Genomic DNA, 23,378 nt, shown 5'->3' on the forward strand with positions numbered 1-23,378 from the left:
GGTAAATGGCAGCACGACGCGGCAAGTCGCAGGCGCGACGCAACGGTTCCAACGGATTGCCCGGCTGGGCCTGGCTGGTGATCGGCGTGCTGATCACGCTGGCGATTGTGCTGGCCGCACCACGCCTGCTGAAATCCGAAGGTGGCACCGACGGCTTCTTCCGCCCGAAACCCAATCCCGATGCGCAGCCGGCAGCGACCAACGAAGACGGCGAAGCGATCGCCCCGGACACTGCGATCGATGCCGCCAAGCCCGAGGCCGACAAGCCGAAGCAGACCCAGTACGACTTCTACACATTGCTGCCCGGCGAAGGCGTGCAGATGAGCGATGCCGAGCTGGCCGCCAGCGCCAAGGCGGAAGCCGAAGCGCAGGCCAAGGCCGTGCAGCAACCCGACACGACCACGACCACCACCACGGCCGATGGCAGCCTGCCCGCACCCATCGCCGAAACGCCCGCCGCAACATCGACCACGTCCCCGACCACGGAAGTTGCGACGAATGCATCGATCACGCCCGCGACCGGAAGCGACGACACCCGCTACCTGCTGCAGGCCGGCGCGTTCGGTGCCTCCGGTGATGCGGAGACTGTCAAGGCGAAGATCGCGATGCTCGGGCTGAACGCCCGCGTGGAATCGGCGCAGATCGGCGGCAAGACCGTCTATCGCGTGCGCATGGGTCCGTACGGCAGCGCGTCGGAACTGGCCGACGCCAAGGCCAGGCTGTCCGGTGGCGGCTTGCCGGCGATGGCGGTCAAGACCAACTGATGCGGCTCGTCGTGCTCGCCTGCGTTGCGCTGCTGGCGGGCTGCGTCGGCATGACCGGCGAGACCCTCGTGCGCGGCACACCGCCGCTGGATCGCAGCCTGGCGGCGGGAATTTCCGCGGATGATTTCGAGGCAGGCACCTTCACCGCGAGCGACGGCACCACACTGCCCTATCGCCTGCTTGCGCCCGCGAGGATCGAACCCGGCCGCCGCTATCCAGTGGTGGTGCAATTCCACGGATCCGGTGCCATCGGCAGCGACAACCGCGCACAGGTCGAGCGCGATTTCGCTGCGCGCGCCTGGGCGATTCCCGCAATCCGCGCCCGGCATCCCGCCTTCGTGCTGGTCCCGCAGTTCCCGGTCCGCAGCGCGAACTACGACGATCCGTCGACGCCGCGCGTCGCCAACGCCACACCCGCGTTGTCGGCGGCGCTTGAACTGGTCGATGCGATCGTCGCCAAGCAACCGGTGGATCCCGCGCGCATCTATGCCAGCGGCTTCTCGATGGGCGGATCGGCCACGTGGCTGTCGCTGCTGGCGAGGCCGAAGCTGTTCGCCGCCGCGATGCCGATCAGCGGCATCGCACCCGACCGCGACCGGGCGAAGGAACTGAAGCACATTCCGATACTCGTCCTGCATGGCGATGCCGACACCGAAAATCCCATCGACGCGGATCGCGAGATGGTCGCCGCCATTCGCGCTGCCGGCGGCAGGCAAGTGCGCATGCGCACCCATGTCGGCCTCGCGCACATGCCACCGGGCGATCTCGTGCCCGGCGACGCATGGCGCGACTGGCTGTTCGCGCAGCATCGCGATCCCTGAGACACTCCGGCCGCAAGGTGCCTGACCGAAAGGACGCATGCCATGGCCATCGAAACCGCCCTGATCAAACCCGTCGTCGATGCGCTGATGGCCTTGCTCCAGCGCGGCGAGAAAGCCACCCTGAAGCGCAACGCCGAAGCCGCCCTGCGCGATGCGATCCGCGAACTGCTGCTGGCCAATCCCGACGAGAACAAGGCGCAGGCGCGGATCGCGGTGGCCAAGGCGGCCGGCATCCTGTCCGAAGACGTGCTGCTGGCCGAGGACATGCTGCAGAAGACCCGTGCGGCCAAGGCGAAGACCGCCGGCAAGTCGACCACCGGACGCGCGCGCAAGACGCCCGCCATCAAAGCCGACGACAAGCAGGCGAAAAGACCGGCGACCACGCCGCGCAAGCCCGCGAAGAAGCCCTGAGTGCACCTGCCGCCTTAGAATCGGCGGCATGACAGCACACTCCCCACGCACCGCCCTCATCACCGGTGCCACCGCCGGCTTCGGACGCGCCGCCGCGCGCCGCTTCGTCGACGCCGGCTGGCAGGTCGTCGCCACCGGCCGCCGCGCCGATCGCCTCGACGCACTGCGCGCCGAACTCGGCGACGCCGTGCACGCGGCCTGCTTCGACATCCGCGACGAAGTGGCGATGCGCGCCGCGCTGGATGCCTTGCCGGAGCGCTTCCGCGGCATCGACCTGCTGGTCAACAACGCCGGCCTGGCCCAGGGCACCAAGCCTGCGCAGGCCGCGCTGCTGTCCGATTGGAAGACCATGATCGACACCAACATCACCGCGCTGGTGACGCTGACCCACGCGCTGCTGCCGCAACTGGTCGCGCGCAAGGGCGCGATCATCAACATCAGTTCGGTGGCCGGCGTGTATCCGTATCCCGGCGGCAACACCTATGGCGGCAGCAAGGCCTTCGTCAGCCACTTTTCGTTGGGCCTGCGCTCCGACCTGCACGGCACCGGCGTGCGGGTGACCACGATCGAACCCGGCATGGCAGAAACAGAATTCACCGTGGTCCGCACCCATGGCGATCAGGCGGCGTCGGACACGCTGTACACCGGCGCCAACCCGATGACCGCCGAGGACATCGCCGAGTCGATTTTCTGGGTCGCCACGCTGCCGCAGCACCTCAACATCAACCGGCTCGAGATCATGCCGACCTCGCAGTCGGTGGCCGGCTTCCAGGTCCATCGCGAAGGGCAGCCGTGAACGTCTTCGCCGCGATGGTGGTGGCGGTGCTGATCGGTGCCGTGCTGCCGCTGCAGGGCCTGATCAACGCGCGCCTGGGCACGCACATCGGCGGACCGATCGTTGCGGCGTTCGTGTCGTTCCTGGTCGGCACCGCGATGCTCGGCGCGTACCTGCTCGCCACGCGCACGCCGATCCTCCTGCAAGGCAGCATGAAGCTGCCGGCGTGGGTCTGGGCCGGCGGCGTATTCGGCGCGATCTACGTCGCCTGTTTCACCCTGCTGGTGCCGCGCATCGGCGCGGCCGGGATGATCTGCCTGGCAGTGCTCGGCCAGGTCACCGCGTCGTTGCTGCTGGACCAGTTCGGGATCCTGCAAGCGCCCAAGCCAGTCGACGCGGTGCGCATCGTCGGCGCGCTGTTGGTGCTGGCCGGTGTGGTGCTCGTCGTCGCGCCGTGGCGCACGCCGCCAGTGCAGCCAAACGCGCCGCAAGCGACATTGCCGGGCGATTGAGCCTGCTGCGAACGCATTCAGGCGAAAACGGACGAAATGGGTATAAAGTCCAATTTATCCAAATTGGAGCCCCCCCATGACGCCCGCTCTCGCCCTCAAGTCACTGGAAAGCCTGCCGCGCACGCCGGCCTCCGACGTGAAGAAGCTGGGCTGGCGCGGAGTGATGAAGGCCATGGCCAAGAACGGTCAGGTCCTGATCACCAATCACGAGACGCCGGAAGCGGTGATCCTGCCGGTGGAGGAATACACCGCGATCATGAATCTGCTGCGTGATGCCGCCGCCCGCGACGAGGCCGCGCTCGACGCGCTGCGCCGCAAGTACGACGAGCGCCTGCAATGGCTCGATGCACCGGGCGCAGGCGATGTACTCGACGGTTTGTTCGACAAACCGCTGGACTTGAACGGAAAGATTTTCACCGGAACCGAGTTCTGAGCCGTGCCCAAGCCAAGGATGTTCGTATTGGCCGGCGTCAACGGGGCCGGCAAGAGTTCCGTGGGCGGCGATCCCCTGCGCCGCGCAGGCAGGACGTGGTTCAACCCCGATGACTATGCGCGCGACCTGGTTGCCGCTTCCGGCTGTTCACCCATGGAAGCCAACGCCGAAGCATGGCAAGAGGGGATGCGCCGGCTTGAAACTGCCATCAGGGAAAGGCGCCCCCATGCGTTCGAAACCACGCTGGGCGGCAATTCCATTCCGGCAAGACTGCGCGAGGCATCCGCGACCCACGACGTGCTGATGTGGTTTTGCGGACTGGATTCGCCGGAGCATCACATTGCCCGCGTGCAGCAGCGCGTGGCTCGTGGCGGCCACGACATTCCCCCAGCGAAAATCCGCGAGCGCTACGTCACCGCCATCATCAACCTGATCGCCCTGCTGCCGCAGCTCGCACGCTTGCAGGTGTACGACAACAGCATCGACGCCATTCCCGGCCAGCCCATGCCGAATCCGCGCCTGCTGTTGCAGCTCGATCACGAACGAATCACCTGCCCGCGCGACGTGCAGGCCCTGCGGCAAATCCCGGACTGGGCAAAACCCATCGTCGAAGCAGCACTCTCGGGTGCCTGACTGCGGGCCTCAACCGCGCGACAGCACCCGCGTCCGCAAGCGCAGGCCCGGCCGCTCCACCGCGTAATACAGCAGCGCCGCCGCCAGCAGCGAGGCAGCGCCGTACGCCGCATACGCCACGATGCCGCGGCCTTCCAGCCAGTCTCCCCACTGCGACTGCACCACGCCGTACATCGGCTTGTGCACCAGGTACAGGCTGAACGAGATCGCCGCGAACCATGCCGCACCCGGTAGCGCGCGCCTGCCGAGCAGGCCATGCGGTTGCGCGCCGGCGAACACCAGCAATGCCAGCGCGAATGAAAGCACCGGCCAGCCGACGCTGTTGCCGAGCAGGCCGGTGCGCTCGCGGAATAGCCAGAACGCCAACGCGAGCACCGCCACGCCGAGCAAGGCGGCGACATTCGCGTGCTTCGCCATCCGCGCCCACGCGTCGGGGCGATACGCCTGCCATGTCGCCAGCATCACCCCCATCAGCAGGCCGTCGAGGCGGTTCCACGTCGGGTAGTAGATGTCCTCGACGAACCACGCGCGCTGCGGTTGCAGCGCGTCGAAGTGCAGCCAGACGCCGGTGCGCAACGCGATGCCGCCGAGCAGGATGGCGATGCACACCGCCCAGAATTTCATCGCCGACGGTTTGCGCGCCAGCAGCAGCGCGAGCGCCGGGAACAGCAGGTAGAAATGCTCCTCCACGCACAGCGACCACGCATGCGAGAACGCCGCATTCGTCGCGTAGTCGATGTCGAGGTTCACGAAGAAGAGCGCGAACTTCCACCATGGCTCCATGCCGGGCGCCTCGCGAAAGCCTGGCCACAGCAGGTAGACCGCCAGCACCACCCAGAACGCGGGCAGGATGCGGAACACGCGCTTGACGTAGAACGCGCGCAGCGATGGTGACTCGCCGCGCGCCAGTGGCCGCAGCAACTGACCGCCGATCAGGAACCCGCTGAGCACGAAGAACAGGTCGACGCCCATCCAGCCGTAGCGCTCCAGCCAGCGCCAATCCGCGCCCAACCCACCGACGATGAAGCCGTGGAACTGCATCGTCCACAGCACCGCGATCGCGCGCAGCAGGTCCAGCCCCGGCAAGCGGGCCGGCGCTGCATGCGCGTCGTTCACTGCGGGGTGTCGTCGAGGTAGGTGTACGCGGTCAGGCCGGCTTCCAGCGCGGCCTTTAGCATCTCGCTTTCGGCGGCGGGCAGGTTGGCGGCGTCGACCTTGCCGTTGTACGCGTCGCGCAGGTCCTGCAGCTTGTAGCCCACGTAATCCAGCATCACGTCGGTGGTGTCGCCGCGACGCTGCTGGACGATGCGATGACCGTCGCCCTCGCAGCGCACTTCGATCGCGTCGGTGTCGCCGAACAGGTTGTGGATGTCGCCGAGGATTTCCTGGTACGCGCCGACCAGGAAGAAGCCGAGCCGGTAGCTCTCGCCCTTGCGCAGTTCGTGCAGCGGCAGCGAGGAATCGAGGTCCTCGTTCTCGACGTAGGTGTCGATCTTGCCGTCGGAGTCGCAGGTCAGGTCGGCAATGATCCCGCGCCGCGTCGGCTCTTCGTCCAGCCGCTCGATCGGGGTGATCGGGAACACCTGGTCGATCGCCCAGACGTCCGGCATCGATTCGAACACGCTGAAGTTGACGAAATACTTGTCGACCAGCCGCTCGCTGAGTTCGTCCAGCAAATCGCGGTGACTTTTTTCGTCATAAGTCAGGCGCGCCTTCACCGCGTGGGCGATGGCGTAGAACAAATCATCGATGCGCGCGCGCTGGATCAGGTCGATCTGGCCGAGCGTGTACAGCGACAAGCCTTCGGCATGCGCCTGCGACGCCTCGTGGAAGACTTCCACCGCGGGACGCCCGGCCATTTCCTCATGCAGTTCGCGCAGGCGGCGTACCGGCTGCGATTCATCGTCGTGCGGTTCCGGTACGCGACCTTCGGGTGCTTGTTCGACTTCGGAGACGTTGGCCACCAGCACCGCGTGGTGCGCGGTCATCGCGCGGCCACATTCGGTGACGATGCGCGGCGGCGTGAGCCCTTCGGCCTGGCAGGCCTCGGCCAGCGGCTGGACGATGCTCGACGCGTAATGGTGGATGCCGTAGTTGACCGAGTTATAGCTGCGGCTGCGGGTGCCTTCGTAATCGACGCCGAGGCCGCCGCCGACATCGACATGGGTGATGTTGGCGCCGAGCCGCGACAGCTCGACGAAGTAACGCGTCGCCTCGCGCATGCCGGCGGCGATGTCGCGCACGTTGGAAATCTGGCTGCCCATGTGGAAGTGCAGCAGTTGCAGGCAATCGCCCATGCCGGCGTCGCGCAGCGACTTCCACAGGGTGAGCAACTGACGCGGGTCGAGACCGAACTTGGCCTTGTCGCCGCCGCTGTTCTGCCACTTGCCGGAGCCCAGCGAGGCCAGCCGCATGCGCACGCCCAGCCCCGGTTTCACGCCCAGCGCGGCCGCTTCTTCCAGCGCGATCTCGAGCTCCGACGGCTTCTCGATGACGATGAAGGTCTGCAGGCCCAGCTTGCGGCCGATCAGCGCCAGGCGGATGTACTCGCGGTCCTTGTAGCCGTTGCAGACGACCAGCCCGCCCGGCCGCGACAGCGCCAGCACCGCCATCAACTCCGGCTTGCTGCCGGCTTCAAGCCCGAAGCCTTCGCCATGGTGCGATGCCAGGGTGCCGGCCACGGCCTGGTGCTGGTTGACCTTGATCGGATACACCGCGGTGTAGCCGCCGGCATAGTCCCAGTCCTTGCGCGCCTGCGCGAACGCGCCCTGCAGCTTGCCGAGACGGTCCCCGAGGATATCCGGGAAGCGCACCAGCACCGGCAGGTTGCCACCCTGTGCCAGCGAGGCGTCGATCACGTCGGGCAAGGGAATGGCCGGGCCGTTGGCACCCTTCGGCCGCACCACGATGCGGCCCCGGTCGTCGACATCGAAATAGCCGTCCGACCAGTGCGGGATCGAATAGGTCTTGCGGGCCAGGTCGGGCGACCAGTCGGTCATGTCGGCGATGCCAGCGTCGGGGGGACGCGCATTCTACGGGCTACCACCAACCCTTGCGATAAACCGGCACGCCTGCCGCTTTGCGCAACTTGCGGGCGATGCCGCGGCGGTTGCTGGCGACGAACACCATGCAGCTGCCCGGCAGCTCCAGCGCATCGACGATCTTCTGCAGCTTGCTGTCTTCGCTGAATACGATGCCGCGCCACTTGACCAGCATCACGTAGTGCGGCAGCCCGCCATCCGCGCCGGGCAAGCGCTTGCGCGCCAGCCATGCTCCTCCCACGTTGCCGCTGCGTTCGAGCGCCGCATGCACCGATGCCAGCGCGCCGTCGTCCAGCCCGTGCGGCAGGAATTCGTCGCGCGTGGTCAGTTCGTTGCGCGCATGGTGGACCTTGATCTGCGCCGCCTGCAGGCGCTTCCATTCCTCGGCAACGCCATCACGCCCCGCGGCATCGCCGGTTTCGCGATAGAAATTGTCCAGGCAATGCAGTGCCGCTTCGGTGCTGTCGGCATCCAGCGCGATCGCCTTGCGCAGCAGCCCGACCCCCGCCGCGTCGCCGCGTTCCAGCAACATGGCACCCAGCCGCAAGTGCGCGAAGCCATCGTCCGGCGCGTATGCCAGTGCGTCCCGGTAGAGCGCGATTGCATCCACGTCTGCAAGCAACGCTTCCATCAGCCGCGCGCGCTCGACGACCTGGCCCGGATCGCGCACCTCCATCGCATCGAGTTCGGCGAGGCGCTCGCGATCCTGCGCATGCTGGCGGAAATTCTGTTCCCACCCGGCCTGCACGCGATCGCGCCAGTCTTCACTGAACCTGCGTTCCAGTTCGGGCAGCAGGTCGCCGAGCAAGCCGGCGGCGGATTCGCCCTGCGCCGGCAAGCCCTCGGCATCCACGCCCAGCGCGGCGAGGCGCTGCGCCAATGTCGGATGGGTGTCATCGAACCCCGGGGGATGCGCAAGCGCGCGCGCCAGCCGTTCGCCATCGGTCGCGGCCGGCGTGAGCAGGCTCGCACGCATGTCGCCATACAGCAGCGCGGGCGGTGCCGCCTGCGCCTGGCTGGCGCGCTGCACGCCAGGCCAGAAATCCTGTTCAAGGCGCTCCGCGCCGAGGTTGACCCGTACCAGCGCCTGCGCGGCCGCGCGCGGGCCGACCACCCGCGCCGCAGTGGCATCCGCCTGGTATTCCTGCGCACGTGCCAGCACGAAGGTGTAGGCATTGAAGTAGGGCGCGTACCAGTCGAAGAAGCGCACGAACACCGCATTGGCCCACGAACGCTGCGCCTGCAACGCCTCCAGCAGCCGATACCAGCTCATTCTCACGTAGTAGATCCGGCCGGAGAACCGGCCATGGCCGCCTCCGAAATGGCCGAACTCGTGGGCGACCACCGACGCGAACTGCGCGCGGTCCAGCAAGTGCATCAGCGGCATGCCCAGCACGAGGTAATGGCGCTGGCCCAGCAGGCCCATGGCACGCGGCACGCTCGCGGCGGCGGCGTTGAGGTCGGCGTCGATGACGATGCCGTCCAGCCTGGGCGCCCCGGTGGCGGCCCGCAGGCGCTCCACTTCCTCCCGCAACGCGGGCGCTTCGTCCTTGCCCAGCTGATACCCGTCCGGTGGCGAGAACTTGATCCACAGGCTGCGCAACAGCACCCAGCCGAAGGCGATCGGGATCCAGATCAACTTGGCCAGCTTCAACAGCAGCAAAGGGCTGATCGCCAGCAGCACGACCACCAGCCCAATCGACAGGCCGAACGCAAGCACCACCGCGCCGCCCAGCACCACGAACCCGAGGGCCGCCAGCAGCGCCACCTTGACCTTGTAGCGGCCGGGCGAGCGCTCCGCCTCGCGCTCCAGTCGTTCGATCAGTTGCCGCCGCGCGTCCGCCGTCGCCATCCGTATCCCTGATTTCCCATCGGAGCGACATCCTAGACCGACCGCGCGCCACCGACGCCTCGGCGTCATCGGTCATCCGCTACAATCCGCGCCCCGTCACGTTTCCAAGGCTCCGCCGCCATGACCGAACCGACCTGGTTGCACGAGAACTTCGACAAGGCCGGCTCGTCGATCGGCTTCCGCGTGACCCGCAAGCTGGACGAGGTGCAGTCGCCGTTCCAGCACATCGAGATCTACGAGAGCACCGACTGGGGCAACGTCATGCTGATCGACGGCGCGATGATGCTGACCACCCGCGACAACTTCCTCTACCACGAGATGATGTCGCACCCGGCGCTGTTCACCCACGCCGATCCGAAGCGCGTGGTGATCATCGGCGGCGGCGACTGCGGCACCCTGCGCGAGGTGCTGCGCCACCCGGGCGTGGTGAGCGCGACGCAGTGCGACATCGATGAACAGGTCACCCGCATGGCGGAACAGTATTTCCCCGAGCTGTGCGAGTCCAACAATGATCCGCGCGCCGAGCTGCTGTTCGACGACGGCCTGGCCTACATGGCCAATTGCGAGCCCGGCAGCTTGGACATCGTGATCGTGGATTCCACCGATCCGGTCGGCCCGGCCGAGGGCCTGTTCAACAAGGCGTTCTTCGCCGACTGCCACCGCGCGTTGAAGGACGACGGCATCCTGGTCCAGCAGAGCGAATCGCCGCTGGTCCTGCTCGACCTGATCAAGGCGATGCGCGCGGAAATGGGCAAGGCCGGTTTCGCCAGCTTCCAGACCCTGCCATTCCCGCAGCCCTGCTACCCCACCGGCTGGTGGAGCTGCACGATGGCGAAGAAGGCCGCGGGTGCCGATTTCGGCTTCCGCGAGGCCGATGCCCGCGCCAAGGATTTCGCGACCGATTACTACAGCGCCGGCATTCACAAGGGAGCGCAGTCCCTGCCGCCGTTCGTCGCGAAGGCGCTGGCCGGCTGACAGACTGCGAACCCCGGCACGTACATTTAGAGCCTCCGGCGCTACTCTGCCGGGTCGTGGCGAGGACGGGGACAGGCGTGGCCAGTTGGCGGCATCGCTGGTGGATCGGGTGGATCGCCTTGCTGGCGATGCCGGGGCTTCTGCTTGCCCAGCCGAACACCGCTCCAGCCGTCGAAACCGGACAGGCAGCCGACTTCGACCAGATCCTGCAACGGGTGATCGGCCCGGCGTCGCTGGAGGCCAGCAGCACCGAATACGATGCCGACCTGCAGCGTCTGCGCGTCGCCTTGCCGGCGGGCGACCCGGCACGCGACGCGCGGTTCCGTTCGGTCTATTGCGGCAGCTCGACCTGGCGCGACCCGGTCGAGGGCCTGGCCTATGCCGATGGCGCGCTGGCACTGGCCCGCGATCTCAACGACAGCGCATCGCAGGCACGCGCCCTGCTCTGCCGCGCCGAATACGTGATGCTCACCAGCGGTACCCAGCGCGGCCTGGCGGACGTGGACCAAGCCGTGGACATGCTCCGCAACGGCCACGAACCACAACTGCTGGCGGAAGCGCTGGAAACCCGTGGCGACATCCTGTCCCTGCTCGGCGAGCAGGCCAAGGCGATGCTCGACTTCCAGCGCGCCCGCGCCGCCTACCAGCAGGCCGGGATCGCGGGGGAGGCGGAATCGCTGGTCCTGAGCATCGCCGTGGCTTACCGACGGATGGGCGATGTCGAACAGGCACGCCGCTATTTCACCCAGGCCCTGCAGCGCATGCAGGCGCGTGCGGACTGGGAGGGCGTGGCCACCAACCTGATCCAGCTGGGCTTCCTGCAGGAGGAAGCCGGCGCACCGGAACGCGCGGTGCGGCCGTTCCAGCAGGCCCTCGACGTCGCCATCGCGCACCGACTGCCAAACACCGCCAACTCGGCGCTGCTGGGCCTGGCCGAAGCGCAGATCAACCTGGGCCAGGGCGAGACCGGCCTGCGCACACTGGAACGCGCACGCGCCGGATTCGCTGCCCGCCAGGACGCCTCGTCGGAGGACAGCCTGCAACTGCTCACTGGACAGGCGCTGGCCCGCCAGGGGCGGCACGCCGAAGCCTTGGCGCATTACCGGCAGGCGCTGCCGCTGATCAAGCGCAACGGCAACGATCGCTATCTCGCCCTGCTGTACAAGGCGCAGGCGACCAGTCTGGAGGCGATGGGACACCCGGCGGCCGCGCTGTCCGACTACAAGACCTACACCGATCTGCAACTGCGGCTGCAGGGCAAGATGCGCCTGGAACAGGGCCGCCTGCTGGAATACGAATACGAGATCCGCCGCGGCGAATTCGAGAACCGGCGGCTGCGCAGCGAGGCCGCGAGCAAGCAGGAGCAGGTGCAGGCGCTCGAACGCGTGCGCCACTGGCAATGGCTGACCATCCTGCTGGGCGCGCTATTGCTGGCCCTGCTCACCTCGTTGGCCTGGCGACACGGGCGGACCTCGCGTCGGCTCAGTCGGGAAAGCCTGATCGACCCGCTCACCGGCATTTCCAACCGCGCCGCGATCGAAGCCGAGGCGATGCGCGCGCTCGAGGGCGCCACGCGACCGGGCGCGGCGGTGTCGCTGCTGATCCTCGACCTCGACAATTTCAAGGCGATCAACGATCGCCATGGTCACGCCGCAGGGGATCAGGTATTGCGCGGCGCAACCGACGCCTGGCATACGGTGCTGCGCGGCCGCGACCCGCTGGGCCGGATCGGCGGCGAAGAATTCGTGGTGGTCTGCGCAGACACCAGCCTGGAACAGGCCATGGCGGTGGCCGAACGGCTGCGCGAGGCCACCACGGCACTGCGTTTCGACGACATCGACCCGGCCTTGCGGGTGACGGTCAGCATCGGCGTGGCCCAGTCGCAACACAGCGACGACACCCACGAAGACGTGCTGGCGCGCGCCGATGCCGCGCTCTACCGGGCCAAGCAGCGCGGCCGCGACCGCGTCGAACACTGACGCGGGCGCAGCGGTCAGCGCCTAGATCGCGTCGGCATCCAGCTCGCCGGTGCGGATCCGCACTACCTTGCCCAAGTCCCAGACGAAGATCTTGCCGTCGCCGATCTTGCCGGTGCCGGCGGCACGCATGATCGCCTCGACCACGGCATCGACCTGCTCGTCCGGCACCGCGACTTCCAGCTTGATCTTGGGCAGGAAGTCGACCAGGTACTCGGCCCCGCGATACAGCTCGGTGTGGCCTTTCTGGCGGCCGAAGCCCTTGACCTCGGTCGCGGTGATGCCGGCCACGCCGGCGTCCGCCAGCGCCTCGCGCACGTCGTCCAGCTTGAACGGCTTGATCACCGCCATCACCATTTTCATCACGACGCCTCCCAGTTGTCGCCGCGAGCATACCGCGCAGCGCCGATGCATACTGCCGATCCGGCCGCGGGGTTTACTGACCGCGCCCCGCACCCTGCACCGACGGCCCTGGCGCACCGCGATGCGCATGCTGGCGACACCCGCAGGAGAACCCAGATGACACCCGAGCGCATGATCGACCTGGCCCAACTCGACGAACTCGCCCGCCGCCTCAGCAGCCTGGTCCCACCGGGCCTGCGCGAGAGCCGCGAAGAACTGCAGCAGAATTTCAAGTCGGTGCTGCAGGCCGGACTGGGCAAACTGGACCTGGTCACCCGCGAGGAATTCGACGTGCAGCGCGCGGTGCTGCTGCGCACCCGCGAGAAGCTCGACGCGCTGGAGCAGCGGCTGGCCGAACTGGCCAACCTCCCGCAACCGCCCCGCCACTGAGGGCCGCCACCATGGGTCTTGCGATCGTGCACAGCCGTGCGCGGGTGGGCGTGCGTGCACCCGAAGTCCGCGTGGAAGTCCATCTGGCCGGTGGGTTGCCCGCGATGTCGATTGTCGGGTTGCCGGAAGCGGCGGTGCGCGAAGCCAAGGATCGCGTGCGTGCGGCAATCCAGTGCGCGCAATTCGAATTCCCGTCGCGGCGGATCACCATCAACCTCGCCCCCGCCGACCTGCCGAAGGACGGCGGCCGCTTCGACCTGGCCATCGCCCTCGGGATCCTGGCCGCCAGCGGCCAGTTGTCCAACGACACCTTGCAGGAATGGGAGTTCCTCGGCGAGCTGGCCTTGACCGGGGAAATCCGCAGCGTCGATGGCGTGCTGGGTGCCGCGATTGCCGCGGGCGAGGCGGGACGACGCCTGCTGGTCGCACCGGGCAACGGCCCCGAGGCCGCGCTGGCCTCGACCGTCGACGTGCGCACCGCACGCACTTTGCTGGAAGTCTGCGCCGCACTGGATGCCGGCAAGGTGCTGCCGCGTGCAGAGCCGCTGCCCTGCCGCGACCGGCCACCACCGGATCTGGCCGATGTGCGCGGACAGGCGCAGGCCCGGCGCGCACTCGAGATCGCCGCGGCGGGTTCGCACCATCTGTTTTTTGTCGGGCCTCCCGGCAGCGGCAAGACCCTGCTGGCCTCGCGCCTGTGCGGGATCCTGCCTCCGCCGAGCGAAGCCGAGGCGCTGGAAACGGCATCGATCGCCTCGGCGCGCGGCTTCGGCGAAGGCGGACGCGGACTGGATCCCACCCGTTGGCGGCAACGCCCGTTCCGCGCGCCGCATCACACCGCCAGTGCGGTCGCGCTGGTCGGTGGCGGTGCCGATCCGCGCCCCGGCGAAATCTCGCTGGCCCACCATGGCGTGCTGTTCCTCGACGAGCTGCCGGAATGGAGCCGGCATGCGCTGGAAGTGCTGCGCGAGCCGCTGGAATCCGGCAGCGTGCACATCTCGCGCGCCGCCCGTCATTGCGAATTCCCGGCACGCTTCCAGCTGGTGGCGGCGATGAATCCCTGCCCCTGCGGCTGGGCCGGCGATCCCTCCGGCCGCTGCCTGTGCAACGACGAAATGATCCGCCGCTACCGTGCGCGCATCTCCGGGCCGCTGCTCGAACGCATCGACCTGCACGTGGAAGTACCACGGCTGCCGCCGAGCGCTTTGCGCACCGATGGCCCGCCGGGCGAATCGAGCGCATCCGTCGGCGAGCGGGTGTTGCGTGCCCGTGCCGTGCAAGAGGCGCGATGCGGGCAGGTCAATGCGCGCTTCGACCAGTCGCAGACCGATGCGCACTGCCGGCTCGCCCCGCGCGACACCGTCCTGCTCGAACGTGCGGTGGACAGCCTGCAACTGTCGGCGCGCTCGCTGCACCGGATCCTGCGCGTCGCCCGCACCATCGCCGACCTTGCCGACAGCCCCGACATCCAGACCCCGCACCTCACCGAGGCGATCGGTTATCGCAAGCTGGAGCGCGGGCGGGAGCGCGCCGCGGCCTGACCTTCGGCATGTCCGTGCCGCATGGGCGTTTCCGTATGCTTCAGCTTCGGACCACACGGAGAGACGCCATGTCGCTGCACCGCACGCTCATCGCCAGTTCGATCGCCGCCTGCCTGCTCTCTGCCTGCGATCGCGCGCCGAGCGAGCCCACTGCCCAGGCCGCCGCACCTGCTGCCGCGCCGGCGTCGATCAACGATGTCGAGCTGATCCCGCGCGAGGCGCTGTTCGGGAATCCGGAGCGCGCCGCGGTGCAGATCAGCCCGGACGGCAAATACCTGAGCTGGATCGCCGCCGTCGACGGGGTGATGAACGTCTGGGTCGCCCCGGCCAACGACACCGCCAAGGCACGCTCCGTCACTGCCGACAAGGCACGCGGCATCCGCCAGTACTTCTGGAGCCACCATCCGGACACGCTGCTGTACATGCGCGACACCGGCGGCGACGAGGATTTCCATCTGTTCTCGGTGGACCTGGCCAGCGGAACAACGCGCGACCTCAGCGATTTCCCGAAGACGCGCGCGCAAGTGGTCGGCGTCAGCCATCTGCACCCGGGCGCGGTACTGGTCGGCATGAACGATCGCGACCCGAAGTGGCACGACCTCTACAGCGTCGACCTCGCCACCGGCCAACGCACGCTGGTGCAGAAGAACACCCTGGAATTCGCCGAATACATCGCCGACCCGGACTTCAAGGTCAGGATGGCGACCAAGGCGCGCACGGATGGCGGCAGCGACCTGCTGGAACCGGACGGCAAGGGCGGCTGGAAGATCGTGGGCGAGATCCCGTTCGCCGATTCGCTGACCAGCTTCCCCGGTGGCTACACCACCGACGGCAAGACCCTGTATTTCATCGACTCGCGTGGCCGCGATACCGCCGCGCTGTTCGCCGTCGACACCACAACCGGCGCCAAGACGCTGGTCGCCGACAACCCGCGCGCGGATGTCAGCGATTCGCTGCGCGCCCCCACCACCAACAAGGTGCAGGCGGTTGCGATCAATCACCTGAAGGAAGAATGGAAATCGGTCGATCCCGCCATCGCCGCCGACCTGGACACACTGAAGGCAATCGGCCCCGGCGAAACGTGGGTCGCGTCGCGCACGCAGGACGACAAGACCTGGATCGTCGGCTACGCCGCCGCCGAATCGCCAGCGGTGTTCTATCGCTATACGCGCGGCGGCAAACCGGAGGAATTGTTCTCCGTGCGCCCCGCGCTCGACGGCAAGCCGCTGGTGCCGATGTGGCCGCAGGAAATCACGTCGCGCGATGGCCTGAACCTGGTCAGTTACCTCACCCTGCCCAAGACCGCGGACGCCAACAACGACGGCAAGGCCGACACACCGGTTCCGATGGTGCTGCTGGTCCATGGCGGCCCGTGGGGACGCGACGTCTATGGCTACAACGGCACGACCCAGTGGCTGGCCAACCGCGGCTATGCGGTACTCAACGTCAACTTCCGCGGCTCCACCGGCTTCGGCAAGCAGTTCACCAACGCCGGCGACGGCGAATGGGCCGGCAAGATGCACGACGACCTGATCGACGCGGTGGACTGGGCGGTCGAGGGCGGCGTCACCCGCAAGGATTCGGTCGCGATCATGGGCGGCAGCTACGGCGGCTACGCCACCCTCGCCGGGCTGACCTTCACCCCGGACACGTTCAAGTGCGGCGTCGACATCGTCGGCCCCTCCAACCTCAACACCTTGTTGAGCACGATCCCGCCCTACTGGGCCGCGTTCTTCGAGCAGTTCGCCAAGCGCGTCGGCGATCCGCGCACGGAGGCCGGCAAGCAATTGCTGGAGGAACGCTCCCCGCTGACCCACGTCGCCAAGATCACCAAGCCGCTGCTGATCGGCCAGGGCGCCAACGACCCGCGGGTGAAGCAGCCCGAGAGCGACCAGATCGTCAAGGCGATGCAGGAGAAGAAGATCCCGGTGACCTACGTGCTGTTCCCGGACGAAGGCCACGGCTTCGCGCGACCGGAGAACAACAAGGCGTTCAATGCGGTGACCGAAGGCTTCCTGGCGCAATGCCTGGGCGGTCGCGCGCAACCGATCGGCAACGACTTTGCCGGCTCCAGCATCAGCGTGCCAGCCGGCGCGGACGGCGTGTCCGGCCTGGCGGAGGCGCTGAAGTCGCACACGGCGGCGGTCAAGAACTGACGTGACCGCAGCTGGCCGCGCGGCTCAGTCGCGCGGCCAGACCTTGCGGTTGGGATCGAACTCGGACTCGGTCAACGTGTCCGTGCGCGCGCCGAACCCGCAGACCACCAACGGGCTTTGCCTATAGCCGGTGAACCCGAACGCACGCTCCAGGTCGACCTCGTTGATCGCGCCGGTGACGAAGGGCCCAAGCCCGGCCTGGGTAGCGCACAACTGCAGGGTTTGCGACAGGTGGCCGGCGTCCAGCACGCACACGCGATATGCCTTGGCGTGGTTGCGGTACTTCCAGAAATTGCGATGGAAGCGCGGCGCCAGCACGCACAACACTGCGGCATCGGCAAAGAAGTCCTGGCCGGCGACCGCGATGCGCGCGAACGCATGCAGCTCATCGTCGCTCCAAACCCGCTGCGCGGCATCGCCCAAGGGCCGGGTGCATGCGTCGCCGAGCTGCGGCGGGGCGATCGCAGGCGCCACCGGTTCCAGCGCATGTGACTCGATGCGATACCGGTACAGGCCGGGCGCGATGCCCTCCACCCGCTGCACGATCAGCAGGCAGTCGGTGGGATGCAGCGAACCACCGGACGGGCTGGTGCGCTTGTAGACGTCGAAGCCAGGCGCGGGATGGCCGATGCCGCGCGCGCCGAACACCCGTGCCATCAGCTGCGAGAACGCCGCCAGCGGCACCTGCGCTTCTGGATCGTAGTTGCGGCAGGTCGTGCGGGTATCGAGCAAGGCGTCGAAGTCGTCGCGTTCGATGCGCGGCAAGGCGAGTTGCGATTCCGGCGACAGGCACGGCTCCACAGGGGATGGCGGCAGGCCGTGCTGGCGCAACAGGCCTTCGTTGGTATCGACGTCGGCCTCGGCCATGCCTTTCGGTCCGTCGACGCCTTCCCAGCGCGCGGCCATGTGCGCCACCGCAGCGGGCGGATGCCAGCCTAGTTCGCGGAAGTTCGTATCGGCGGGTGCGACCTCTTCATCTTCTACGTTCGTCAGCAGCAGCCCTGCGCCGAGCAGCGCATCCACCGCATCGCCACCGAAACCGGCATCCAGTTCATCGCGTTCGATCCAGTCCACCGGGCTTAGCGCGCCCAGCACGAGCGCATGCGCGGCGTCGACCTCGATCGCCGCACCCAGGTGTGGCGCATGCGCAAACCACGCCAGCCGACTCACCACGCCGGTACCGCCTGACAACAAGTCGTCCAACTGGAAGCTGGCCACCTCGCGCGGCTCCAGCCACACCACCGCGCATCGCCTGATCAACATGTCGACTCCGCACTGTTCCGATTGCTATTGTCGGCGTTCCAATCAACAGGGGGAAACACCATGACTCAGGACGGTCCGCCCGGCTTGCCGCCGCGCATCGCAAAGCTGTTGCTCGACAAGCTGGAAACCGACGACGCCTTCCGCGAAGCCTTCGCCAAGGCACCGGGACAGGCGCTGCGCTCGATCGGCCACGCCGATGCCGCGCCGTGCATGGCGTTGAAGGCAGGTCAGACGCTGGCGTCGCCGGCGCAGATCAAGGCGCAGCGCAGCAAGCTGGAGGAAGTGATGACAGGCATCCAGGGGATGGACTGCGCCTTGGCGTCACAAGAGAACTAATGCGGCTTGCCCGCTGACTGCGTCGCCCCTCTGGCAGCAGGTGCTGCCAGAGGGTTGGCGGTTGGTTCGGCATTCGACAGCAAGGCCTCCCGCGACACCGCGACGTTGAAGAAGCGCAACACTTCCGTGGTTGTGGCTTCCGTGAACACACGTCCCCGACGCGTCGCCAACCACTTCCCATGCACCTGCATGCCTTCTGCATTACCAGTCGCCTGCTCTGCACGCATCAACCCCCAATGGGCCGCGACGAGCGCATCGTCGCGCTTGGCGATGGGACGCAGACGCATCACGGCCGCCTGCGGCTTGCCGGCAAGCCGCTCTTGCTCGGCCATCACGACCTGCTGAAGCTGGCCGACGGTCGGATAGTCGCGAGGCACGCTGCTTGACTGCGTGACACGCAAGGCGTCCTCCACACCAACGGCATCGTCAAGCTGCGCCGACAGCAGGCCGGCATACAGGCGCATCTCGGTCGATGTCGGCGGATAGATCGCATCGGCCGCAGCCGCATCGGCATCGACCGCCTCCAGTAGCCGCCAAATCAGACGGCGTGCTTCGGGGTTGTTGGTCACGACCGCAACACTCGCGATGGCGGCGCGCGCGCGCAGCGCTTCGAGCACATCGTTCGCGCCAATCGCATCCTTCAGCCACGCATCGGCGGCATCGGCCGATTTCTGCCATTGCCCGCGATCGATCCAGGTCACCACGGCGGCATCGTGTTTCCAGCCGTCCCTTCCGTTGGTGCCACTCATGTAGACATTGTCGGATTGCGCATGCTCGCCGCGCGCGTCGTAAGCGCGCGCATACATCACACCGAATCCGCTGAACCCGCCAGCCCGCGAACGCCGGAATTCCGCAAGCGCTTCTTCGTAGCGTTCCTGGCCGAGCAATGCAGTCGCCAAAGCGTAGCGACGGGCTTCGAGATTTTCCGCCTGCGGTTTCATGGCGCCGCGTATCGTAGCCTCCATGCGCTTGAAGTCGTTGAGCTGGTGCCATTGGTTGGTACCCAGACGTCCCCGCAACCGGTAATCATCCGGATACAGCGCGAGGTACTGCTCTGCTTCGCGCAGGTACGCCATTGGCGATGAATGCTGGGTCAGAAGCAGGTCGATCCTCGCCCGCTCCTGCAGGGAAAGCCGCTGCGGGATCGTTAGTGCCTTGCGTCTAGCCTCGGTTGCCTTCGCAACGTTGTCCAGGCTCGAATACAAGTCGGCCATGTCGGCATAGGCCAGCGCAAACTGCGGATCCAGTTGCAGCGCGCGCCGATACAGGCCAAGCGCCTGCTCGCGATCGCGGGTGGTCGCCACCACATTACGCGCCACCGCAAACGCCTTCAACGCGTCCAGGCTCGGCGTGGCCACGTTCGGCAGCGGTACCGAGGTCTTCTCCACGTTCTGCATCGCCTCGCCGAGCTGCTCGCGCAACTGGTCGGTGACGTCGTCGATCGAACCCAGCGCGGATTCGATGCCCTTGCCGTCGGCGGACACCGCGTACACGGTGGTCTGGGTGCGGGGGTCGACCACTTCCGCGCTCACCCGCAGGCGGCCTCCGACTTCGGCCACGGTGGGCAGCAGCAGCGCGCGCGCGCCGTCGCGCAGGGCGATCTCGGAGCCGCTGGCGCGATCGACCTTGGCGTCGTCGGGCCGCTGCATGCGCTGCATGGTCTCGCGCATCTTCAGGTCGCTGAGCACGTTGACGTAGCGCGACTGTTCCAGGCTGATCCGGAACGCCTGCTCCAGCGAGTCGTCCAGTCGCGGGTCGCCGGTGAGGTTGCGCAGGTCGCCGACCACCACCCAGTCGCGTTCGCCGAATGCGATCGCGGGTTGCGGCCGAGTGATGAACCAGCCGCCGACCAGCAGGCAGCCCAGCAGCATGGTCTCCGCGGCCAGCGCCACCGGCCGCCGCCATAGCGGCAGGTCGCGCCAGGCCTTGGGCGTGTGCGATGGCATGCGCAGAGGCGCAAGCCCGGGCTCGCCGACCTCGTAGATTTCCTGTGCTTCCGGCACGCCCTTGAAGCGCCAGCGACCGTAAGACTTCCATACCAGCAGTTCGCCGCGTTCGCCGAGTTCACGCGCGGCGCGATGCGCGAGCGGTTCGGCGGTAGCGGACAGCAGGATCTGCCCGGGCCGGGCCAGTGCCATCAAGCGCCCGGCCAGCGGCTTGGCCAGGCCCTCGACCTCCAGCGACTTGGCGCCAAGCTGCACCGCGTCCACGCTGTTTTCCCAGAGCAGCACTTCGCCGACGTGCAAGCCGGCGCGCGCCTGCAACGGCTGATTGTGCTCGCGGCCCAATTCGCGCAGGCCGCGCACGTAGTCCAGGGCGAAACCGAGGCCATCGATCGGCCGCTCGAAGATCAGCAACAGGCCGTCGCTGCGGTCGATCAGGCGGCCGCGCCAGCGTTGCTGCAGGTCCAGCACGATGCGGTCGTGGGCACGGAACAGGTCCGCCGCGGCGGTGTCACCGATGCGCTCCACCAGCCCGGTCGAATCGACCAGGTCGGTGAGCAGCAGGGTGCGCACCTGCGGCGTGGTGGGGACCTGCGACTCCGCCATGGCTAGTCCTGCCACTCCACGCGGTCGCCGCCCAGGCGTTTCGCGCGATACAGCGCGGTGTCGGCCTGCCCGTACCAGTGTTCCCAGTCGTGCGCGGCGTCGGCGATCACGCAGGCGCCGATGCTCAGGGTGGTGATCTGCGGCGGCACGCTCTGCATCTGCCGCAGGGTGCGCGCGCTGGCGGCGATGTAGTTGGCCATCCGCGCCACGTCCTGCGACTGTCGGCCGGCCACCAGCAGGCAGAATTCATCGCCGCCCAGCCGGCAGGCGATGTCGTCCGGCCCGGACACCGCCCGCAGCAGGTTGGCCACGCTCTGCAGCACGCGATCCCCGGCCAGGTGGCCATGGGCGTCGTTGATCGCCTTGAAGCGGTCGCAGTCGATCAGCACCAGACTCTGTCCGCCCAGTCCCTGGCTGCGCCGGCGCTGGTCGACGTGCAGGGCAAAGCCGCGGCGGTTGGTCAGTCCGGTGAGTTCGTCGGTGCGGGTCAGCACCTCGGTCTGGTTCAATCTGTGCGCGGTGGCGCGCAGCGTATCCAGCGCCATCTGCAGTTCCTGATTGCGCCGGCGCAGGCGTGCGATCAAGCCCTGTTCGTTGTAGACCACGCGCATGATCGCGCGGCGCAGGAAATGCGAGAGCAGTTGCGGGTCGCGCTGGGCGAGCAGGTCGAATTCGTGGCGGCCCAGTTCCAGCAACACCCCGTCCTCGACCATGGTCGCGTCGGCGCTGCGCGCGTGGTCGCCGATCAGCAGGCCGAGTTCGCCGAAGAATTCGCGCGGTCCGAGCCGCTTGGCCACCAGGTCTTCGCCGAAGTCGAGTTCGATCGCACCACTGGCGATCACGAACATGCTGGTGCCGAGGTCGCCGCGGCGGAAGAGCGGCGTGCCGGCATCGATCCGGCGGGCACGCCCGACCTGCGCGAACAGCGCGTACTCGCTGGCGATCAGCACCGAGGCCGTGGGATCGTCCACGTCCCGCCGGCTGTCGTCGTCGTGCACCTGCGCTGCCACACTTTCCGCCACCCACGTCCCCCGACACGCTGGAGGCCACGAGAATACACCGGCCTCTCCATCTCGGTTGAACGCAGGCCGGCGCCACGGCCGGCCCTGCGCCGCGAACGTAAAAATCCCACACGGCCGACCCAGGGCGCGAACGCCCACCGGCATGCAAGCCGCCGGGCCACCACTGCCTCAGGCGGCTTTGCTTTCGCCGTGGAACTGCTCCTCTTCGGTGCTGCCCTTCAGCGCCACCGTCGAGCTCTTGCCGCCCTGGATGGTCTGGGTGATCGCATCGAAGTAGCCGGTGCCGACCTCGCGCTGGTGCTTGACCGCGGTGAAGCCGCGATCCGCTGCCGCGAACTCCTTCTCCTGCAGCTCGACGAAGGCGCTCATCTGCCGGCGCGCGTAGCCATGCGCCAGGTCGAACATGCCGTAGTTCAGCGCGTGGAAGCCGGCCAGCGTGATGAACTGGAACTTGTAGCCATAGGTCGCGATTTCCTTCTGGAAGCGGGCGATGGTGGCGTCGTCCAGGTTCTTCTTCCAGTTGAAGCTCGGCGAGCAGTTGTAGGCCAGCAGCTTGCCGGGGAATTTCGCGTGGATCGCCTCGGCGAACTTGCGGGCGAACTCCAGGTCCGGCTTGCCGGTTTCGCACCAGACCAGGTCGGCGTACGGCGCATACGCCAGGCCGCGGCTGATCGCCTGGTCCAGGCCGTTGTCGGTCTTGAAGAAGCCTTCCATGGTGCGCTCGCCGGTGCAGAACGGCTTGTCGTTGTCGTCGATGTCGGAGGTCACCAGGTCGGCGGCTTCGGCATCGGTGCGGGCGACGATCAGCGTCGGCACGCCCATCACGTCGGCGGCCAGGCGCGCGGCGGTCAACTTCTCGATGGCCTCGCGTGTCGGCACCAGCACCTTGCCGCCCATGTGGCCGCACTTCTTCACCGAGGCCAGTTGGTCCTCGAAGTGCACGCCGGCGGCGCCAGCCTCGATCATCGCCTTCATCAGCTCGTAGGCATTCAGCACGCCGCCGAAGCCGGCTTCGGCATCGGCCACGATCGGCTGCAGGAAGTCGATGGAATGGTCGCCCTCGGCGTGGTGCAACTGGTCGGCGCGCAGCAGGGTGTTGTTGATGCGCTTGACCACCTGCGGCACCGAGTTGGCCGGGTACAGCGACTGGTCGGGATACATCTCGCCGGCCAGGTTGGCGTCGGCGGCGACCTGCCAGCCGCTCAGGTAGATCGCCTTCAGGCCGGCCTTGACCTGCTGCATCGCCTGGTTGCCGGTCATCGCGCCCAGCGCATTGACGAAGTCCTCGGTGTGCAGCGACTTCCACAGCTTCTCCGCACCAAGCCGGGCGATGGAATGCTCGACGTGCACGGTGCCGCGCAGGCGCACCACGTCCTCGGCCGAGTAGGCCCGGGTGATCCCGGCCCAGCGCGGATTGTTGGCCCAGTCCAGCTTCAGTTGTTCGGCGCTCGGCAGGTGGTTCTTCATGGCAGGTCCTCGGTGGGGTGCAGCAAGAGTGGGTTGGCGATGCGGTCGGATCGATGCGA

21 protein-coding genes are annotated in these 23,378 nt (G+C 67.6%); 13 read left to right on the plus strand and 8 right to left on the minus strand.

What is annotated here, in order from left to right; genetic code table 11:
- Window positions 1–5 precede the first annotated feature (5 nt).
- The 7 genes from H9L16_RS04010 to H9L16_RS04040 all read left to right on the plus strand — a co-directional run bounded on the left by H9L16_RS04010 (window position 6) and on the right by H9L16_RS04040 (window position 4,349).
- A complete protein-coding gene (locus H9L16_RS04010; protein WP_187553287.1) occupies window positions 6–764 on the plus strand; it encodes an SPOR domain-containing protein in 759 nt (252 codons plus the stop codon).
- The gene (locus tag H9L16_RS04015; protein ID WP_187553288.1) at window positions 764–1,585 is read left to right on the plus strand and encodes a carboxylesterase family protein; all 822 of its coding nucleotides are present in this window, start codon (window positions 764–766) and stop codon (window positions 1,583–1,585) included. Before H9L16_RS04010 ends, H9L16_RS04015 begins: the two co-directional genes overlap by 1 nt.
- Before the next feature lie 42 nt (window positions 1,586–1,627).
- The gene (locus H9L16_RS04020; RefSeq protein WP_187553289.1) at window positions 1,628–1,996 is read left to right on the plus strand and encodes a hypothetical protein; all 369 of its coding nucleotides are present in this window, start codon (window positions 1,628–1,630) and stop codon (window positions 1,994–1,996) included.
- Window positions 1,997–2,024: 28 nt separating this feature from the next.
- On the plus strand, window positions 2,025–2,792 hold the full coding sequence (locus H9L16_RS04025; RefSeq protein ID WP_187553290.1) for an SDR family NAD(P)-dependent oxidoreductase: 768 nt from the start codon (window positions 2,025–2,027) through the stop codon (window positions 2,790–2,792).
- Window positions 2,789–3,283: a DMT family transporter gene (locus H9L16_RS04030; RefSeq protein ID WP_223158171.1), complete on the plus strand. Its 495-nt coding sequence runs from the start codon at window positions 2,789–2,791 to the stop codon at window positions 3,281–3,283. The genes H9L16_RS04025 and H9L16_RS04030 overlap by 4 nt, the downstream gene beginning before the upstream one ends.
- A gap of 76 nt (window positions 3,284–3,359) precedes the next feature.
- Window positions 3,360–3,716 (plus strand): type II toxin-antitoxin system prevent-host-death family antitoxin, encoded by a 357-nt coding sequence (locus H9L16_RS04035; protein ID WP_187553291.1) that lies wholly within the window; start codon window positions 3,360–3,362, stop codon window positions 3,714–3,716.
- 18 nt (window positions 3,717–3,734) lie between these two features.
- Window positions 3,735–4,349, plus strand: a complete 615-nt coding sequence (locus tag H9L16_RS04040) for an ATPase (protein WP_187553292.1) — start codon at window positions 3,735–3,737, stop codon at window positions 4,347–4,349.
- Between the two features lie 9 nt (window positions 4,350–4,358).
- Here the strand turns inward: H9L16_RS04040 and H9L16_RS04045 are convergent, their stop codons facing one another.
- The 3 genes from H9L16_RS04045 to H9L16_RS04055 all read right to left on the minus strand — a co-directional run bounded on the left by H9L16_RS04045 (window position 4,359) and on the right by H9L16_RS04055 (window position 9,242).
- Window positions 4,359–5,390: an acyltransferase family protein gene (locus H9L16_RS04045; RefSeq protein WP_187554038.1), complete on the minus strand. Its 1,032-nt coding sequence runs from the start codon at window positions 5,388–5,390 to the stop codon at window positions 4,359–4,361.
- Between the two features lie 71 nt (window positions 5,391–5,461).
- On the minus strand, window positions 5,462–7,348 hold the full coding sequence (gene speA, locus H9L16_RS04050; protein WP_187553293.1) for an arginine decarboxylase: 1,887 nt from the start codon (window positions 7,346–7,348) through the stop codon (window positions 5,462–5,464).
- Between the two features lie 40 nt (window positions 7,349–7,388).
- Window positions 7,389–9,242: a M48 family metallopeptidase gene (locus tag H9L16_RS04055; RefSeq protein ID WP_187553294.1), complete on the minus strand. Its 1,854-nt coding sequence runs from the start codon at window positions 9,240–9,242 to the stop codon at window positions 7,389–7,391.
- 120 nt (window positions 9,243–9,362) lie between these two features.
- On the opposite strand from H9L16_RS04055, the gene speE reads away from it, so the two are divergent.
- Together speE and H9L16_RS04065 are read left to right on the plus strand one after the other, a co-directional pair.
- On the plus strand, window positions 9,363–10,217 hold the full coding sequence (speE, locus tag H9L16_RS04060; RefSeq protein WP_187553295.1) for a polyamine aminopropyltransferase: 855 nt from the start codon (window positions 9,363–9,365) through the stop codon (window positions 10,215–10,217).
- A gap of 77 nt (window positions 10,218–10,294) precedes the next feature.
- Complete coding sequence (locus tag H9L16_RS04065) at window positions 10,295–12,196, plus strand: tetratricopeptide repeat-containing diguanylate cyclase (RefSeq protein WP_187553296.1); 1,902 nt, start codon at window positions 10,295–10,297, stop codon at window positions 12,194–12,196.
- Between the two features lie 21 nt (window positions 12,197–12,217).
- Here H9L16_RS04065 and H9L16_RS04070 read toward each other — a convergent pair whose 3' ends face one another.
- Window positions 12,218–12,556 carry a P-II family nitrogen regulator gene (locus H9L16_RS04070; RefSeq protein WP_187553297.1) on the minus strand — a complete coding sequence of 113 codons (339 nt, stop codon included), beginning with the start codon at window positions 12,554–12,556 and terminating at the stop codon, window positions 12,218–12,220.
- A gap of 171 nt (window positions 12,557–12,727) precedes the next feature.
- Between H9L16_RS04070 and ubiK the strand changes: the two genes are divergently transcribed.
- The 3 genes from ubiK (at window position 12,728) to H9L16_RS04085 (ending at window position 16,682) form a co-directional block, all read left to right on the plus strand.
- Window positions 12,728–12,985, plus strand: coding sequence for a ubiquinone biosynthesis accessory factor UbiK (gene ubiK / locus H9L16_RS04075; protein ID WP_187554039.1), 258 nt, complete (start codon window positions 12,728–12,730; stop codon window positions 12,983–12,985).
- Between the two features lie 11 nt (window positions 12,986–12,996).
- The gene (locus H9L16_RS04080) at window positions 12,997–14,526 is read left to right on the plus strand and encodes a YifB family Mg chelatase-like AAA ATPase (protein WP_187553298.1); all 1,530 of its coding nucleotides are present in this window, start codon (window positions 12,997–12,999) and stop codon (window positions 14,524–14,526) included.
- 74 nt (window positions 14,527–14,600) lie between these two features.
- Complete coding sequence (locus tag H9L16_RS04085; RefSeq protein WP_187554040.1) at window positions 14,601–16,682, plus strand: S9 family peptidase; 2,082 nt, start codon at window positions 14,601–14,603, stop codon at window positions 16,680–16,682.
- Window positions 16,683–16,706: 24 nt separating this feature from the next.
- On the opposite strand, the gene H9L16_RS04090 is transcribed toward H9L16_RS04085, so the two are convergent.
- Window positions 16,707–17,945, minus strand: coding sequence for a putative peptide maturation dehydrogenase (locus H9L16_RS04090; RefSeq protein ID WP_187553299.1), 1,239 nt, complete (start codon window positions 17,943–17,945; stop codon window positions 16,707–16,709).
- A gap of 60 nt (window positions 17,946–18,005) precedes the next feature.
- On the opposite strand from H9L16_RS04090, the gene H9L16_RS04095 reads away from it, so the two are divergent.
- On the plus strand, window positions 18,006–18,281 hold the full coding sequence (locus H9L16_RS04095) for an NHLP-related RiPP peptide (RefSeq protein ID WP_187553300.1): 276 nt from the start codon (window positions 18,006–18,008) through the stop codon (window positions 18,279–18,281).
- Here the strand turns inward: H9L16_RS04095 and H9L16_RS04100 are convergent.
- From H9L16_RS04100 to aceA, 3 genes are all read right to left on the minus strand, one after another.
- Window positions 18,278–20,830, minus strand: a complete 2,553-nt coding sequence (locus H9L16_RS04100; RefSeq protein WP_187553301.1) for a putative peptide modification system cyclase — start codon at window positions 20,828–20,830, stop codon at window positions 18,278–18,280. The genes H9L16_RS04095 and H9L16_RS04100 overlap by 4 nt on opposite strands.
- Before the next feature lie 2 nt (window positions 20,831–20,832).
- Window positions 20,833–21,852, minus strand: a complete 1,020-nt coding sequence (locus tag H9L16_RS04105) for a GGDEF domain-containing protein (RefSeq protein ID WP_229796537.1) — start codon at window positions 21,850–21,852, stop codon at window positions 20,833–20,835.
- Window positions 21,853–22,020: 168 nt separating this feature from the next.
- The gene (gene aceA, locus H9L16_RS04110) at window positions 22,021–23,319 is read right to left on the minus strand and encodes an isocitrate lyase (RefSeq protein ID WP_187553302.1); all 1,299 of its coding nucleotides are present in this window, start codon (window positions 23,317–23,319) and stop codon (window positions 22,021–22,023) included.
- Window positions 23,320–23,378 lie beyond the last annotated feature (59 nt).

It is taken from the genome of Thermomonas carbonis, assembly GCF_014396975.1.
GTDB lineage: Bacteria > Pseudomonadota > Gammaproteobacteria > Xanthomonadales > Xanthomonadaceae > Thermomonas > Thermomonas carbonis.